The 3,234-nt window shown below is 73.9% G+C and carries 3 protein-coding genes and 1 pseudogene; all 4 read left to right on the top strand.

Annotated elements, in window-relative coordinates; genetic code table 11:
- A pseudogene (locus tag N4P33_RS34110) lies at positions 1-538 on the top strand (ArsA family ATPase); the annotation flags it as partial.
- Positions 539-595: 57 nt separating this feature from the next.
- Positions 596-1,213: a DUF5304 domain-containing protein gene (locus N4P33_RS34105; protein WP_260830799.1), complete on the top strand. Its 618-nt coding sequence runs from the start codon at positions 596-598 to the stop codon at positions 1,211-1,213.
- 111 nt (positions 1,214-1,324) lie between these two features.
- Positions 1,325-2,278, top strand: coding sequence for an ROK family glucokinase (locus N4P33_RS34100; protein ID WP_260830798.1), 954 nt, complete (start codon positions 1,325-1,327; stop codon positions 2,276-2,278).
- A gap of 127 nt (positions 2,279-2,405) precedes the next feature.
- Positions 2,406-3,152 (top strand): endonuclease/exonuclease/phosphatase family protein, encoded by a 747-nt coding sequence (locus tag N4P33_RS34095; RefSeq protein WP_260830797.1) that lies wholly within the window; start codon positions 2,406-2,408, stop codon positions 3,150-3,152.
- Positions 3,153-3,234: the final 82 nt, after the last annotated feature.

Genomic DNA, 3,234 nt, shown 5'->3' with positions numbered 1-3,234 from the left:
CCCCGCCGGCGCCGACGCCGTCCGCACCGCGACCCTCGGCCTCGCCCTGCGCGGCCTGCGCACCGACCTCCTGGTCGCCAGCCGCGTCCTGCCGGAGAACGTGGCGGACACCTGGCTGGCCGGACCCGTCGCCCAGCAGCGCAAGGTGCTCGACGAGTGGCGGGAGACCCACCGTGTCCACCCCGCCCCCCACCTCGGCCGTGACCCGCGCGGCACCGACGACCTCACCGCGCTCGCCGTCCCCGGCGCCGACGTGGACACCGGCACCGCGCCCGCCCGCGTCGCCTGGCCCGTCACCGACCGGCTCGCCGACGACGGCGTGCTGGTCTGGCACATCCCCCTGCCCGGCGCCCACCGCGACGAACTCGACCTGATCCGGCGCGGCGACGAACTCGCCGTCACCGCCGGACCCTTCCGCCGGATCGTCCCGCTGCCCTCCGCCCTGCGCCGCTGCACCGTCGACGGAGCCGCCCTCCGCGAGGGCGAACTGCGCATCCGGTTCCGGCCGGATCCGGCGCTCTGGCCGCGCACCCGGTGAATCCGCTGCGGCCGTTCGGGTAACGTCGGAGGGGCTCACCGCAGTCAGGAGTCCGTCATGAGCGAACAGCTCCCCCCGCCCGACGACGCACGCGACGACGCACGCGATCACGCCGGGGACGAGGCCCTGGACGATGTACGGGCCGTCGACGACGCACCCGTCCTGGACAAGCCCGCCGAGCCCGCCGAGCCCGCGGACGCGCCCCGCGCGGTCGACGCCGACGCCTGGGCGACCGCCTGTGCCGAGGACCTGGAGGCGGAGAAGGCCCGCCGCCGCGACCGGCACGGACCGCCCCCCGGCTCCGCCGCCGAGGAGCTCAAGAGGCTCGTGGACGCCGTTGCCGACAAGCTCTCCGGCCTGCAGTCCCCGCTGTTCGGCGCCGTCGCCGGGCCCGCCGCGCAGCAGGTCGTACGGCAGGTCGTCGAGCAGGCCAAGGCCGCCGTCGAGCCCGTCATCGAACGCAACCCGGACGTCTTCGACCATCTCGCCGCCGCCGGTAATGAACTGCTGGCCGCCTATCGCTCCGCCGTCCAGGACCAGGAGCGCCGCTGGACCTCCCGCGGGACGGCGGAGAGCGATCCCCGCGACATCGCCGAGCGCCGTGACCGAGGCGACCGGGGCGACCGCGGCGACGAGTCCGGGTCCGGTTCCGGCGAGCGCATCGACCTGGACTGACCCGCCTCCGGGATCCCTGCGAGCCCGCTCACCGTACGGACGCCGGAACCCCCGGGGCAGGGCCTCGGGTACCGTTGGCGGTAGCGGGGCTCGACCGAAACTGAGGGATTCATGGGACTCACCATCGGCGTCGACATCGGCGGCACGAAGATCGCGGCCGGCGTGGTCGACGAGGAAGGCAACATCCTCTCGACCCACAAGGTGCCGACCCCGGGCACGCCCGAGGGCATCGTGGACGCCATCTCCTCCGCGGTGGAGGGAGCGCGCGCGGGCCACGACATCGTCGGCGTGGGGATCGGTGCGGCCGGATACGTCAACCGCCAGCGCTCTGAGGTGTACTTCGCGCCCAACATCCACTGGCGCAACGAGCCGCTGAAGCAGAAGGTCGAGGCCCGCGTGGGTCTCCCGGTCGTCGTGGAGAACGACGCCAACGCCGCGGCCTGGGGCGAGTACAAGTTCGGCGCGGGCAAGGGCCACCGCAACGTCATCTGCATCACCCTCGGCACCGGCCTCGGCGGCGGCATCATCATCGGCAACAAGCTGCGCCGCGGCCACTTCGGCGTGGCCGCCGAGTTCGGCCACATCCGCATGGTGCCGGACGGCCTGCTGTGCGGCTGCGGCTCGCAGGGCTGCTGGGAGCAGTACGCCTCCGGCCGCGCCCTCGTCCGCTACGCCAAGCAGCGCGCCAACGCCACCCCCGAGAACGCGGAGACTCTGCTCTCCCTCGGCGACGGCACCCCGGACGGCATCGAGGGCAAGCACATCTCCATGGCCGCCCGTCAGGGCGACCGGGTGGCCGTCGACTCCTACCGCGAGCTGGCCCGCTGGGTCGGCGCGGGCCTGGCCGACCTGGCCTCCCTCTTCGACCCCTCGGCGTTCATCGTCGGCGGCGGCCTCTCCGACGAGGGCGAACTGGTCCTCGGCCCGATCCGCAAGTCCTACAAGCGCTGGCTGGTCGGCGGCAACTGGCGCCCGGTCGCCGACGTCCTCGCCGCCCAGCTGGGCAACAAGGCGGGCCTGGTGGGCGCGGCGGACCTGGCGCGAGAGCCGGATCCCATCATGTAACGGCGCTTTTGGACTCACGGCGACTGCCGCACCCTCAGGGGCGCGGGGAACTGCGCGACAAGCCACGACGAACCGGCACTCGCGCGCAGACCTCGCGCCCCGAGCTGTAGGGCGTACATTGATCCACATGGAGCCGCTCCCCAACTCCCACACAGAGCCCGACGGTTCTCCGACCCTCCGCGTCCTGAGCTACAACATCCGCTCGATGCGCGACGACACCACCGCCCTGGCCCGAGTCGTCAAGGCCTGCGCCCCCGACCTCGTCCTCGTCCAGGAAGCCCCCCGCTTCTTCCGCTGGCGCAAGAAGCTCGCCCAGCTCGCCCACGCCGCCGACCTGGTCATCCTCACCGGCGGTGCCACCGCCGCCGGCCCGGCGATCCTCTGCTCCCTCAGGGCGACCGTCGACCGCACCGAGGACGTCCTGCTCCCCCTCACCCCCGGCCTGCACCGCCGCGGCTTCGCCACCGCGACCGTCCGCTTCGGCGGCGCCCGCCTCGGCGTCCTCAGCTGCCATCTGTCCCTGGACAAGAACGAGCGCTACGAGCAGGGCGGCATGCTCCTGGACCGCCTCGCCGCCCTCGGCGTGGAACACGCGATCGCCGGCGGCGACCTGAACGAACGCCCGACCGGCCCCACCTTCCGCCGCCTCGCCACCGACCTCCAGGACTGCTACGCGACGGCCCCGTGGGGCACCGAGCACACCTGGACCCCGGCCGACCCCTACCAGCGCATCGACGCGATCTTCGCCACGAAGAACATCGAGGTCCTGGGCTGCGGCGTCCCCCTCGGACACCCCGGCGTGACCGAGGCGGACCTCCGGGCGGCCAGCGACCACCTCCCGGTCCTGGCGGCGCTCAGGATCCCCGCGGCTTAGCCCACGCCCAGGCCACGGAGGCCCGGCCAAAACCCCGCCGGCCCGGCGACCGCCCCCGCGGCCGGGCGACCGCCTTGCGGCC

The organism is Streptomyces sp. 15-116A, from assembly GCF_025290915.1.
Taxonomy (GTDB): Bacteria; Actinomycetota; Actinomycetes; order Streptomycetales; family Streptomycetaceae; genus Streptomyces.
The sequence above is the reverse complement of the archived record's forward strand: the minus strand, read 5'-3'. Positions and strand labels throughout refer to the sequence as shown.

Bases quoted from the DNA above. Each gene is read 5' to 3' on its own strand.
- N4P33_RS34105 (WP_260830799.1), top strand. From the start codon at position 596: ATGAGCGAACAGCTCCCCCCGCCCGACGACGCACGCGACGACGCACGC.
- N4P33_RS34100 (WP_260830798.1), top strand. From the start codon at position 1,325: ATGGGACTCACCATCGGCGTCGACATCGGCGGCACGAAGATCGCGGCC.
- N4P33_RS34095 (WP_260830797.1), top strand. From the start codon at position 2,406: ATGGAGCCGCTCCCCAACTCCCACACAGAGCCCGACGGTTCTCCGACC.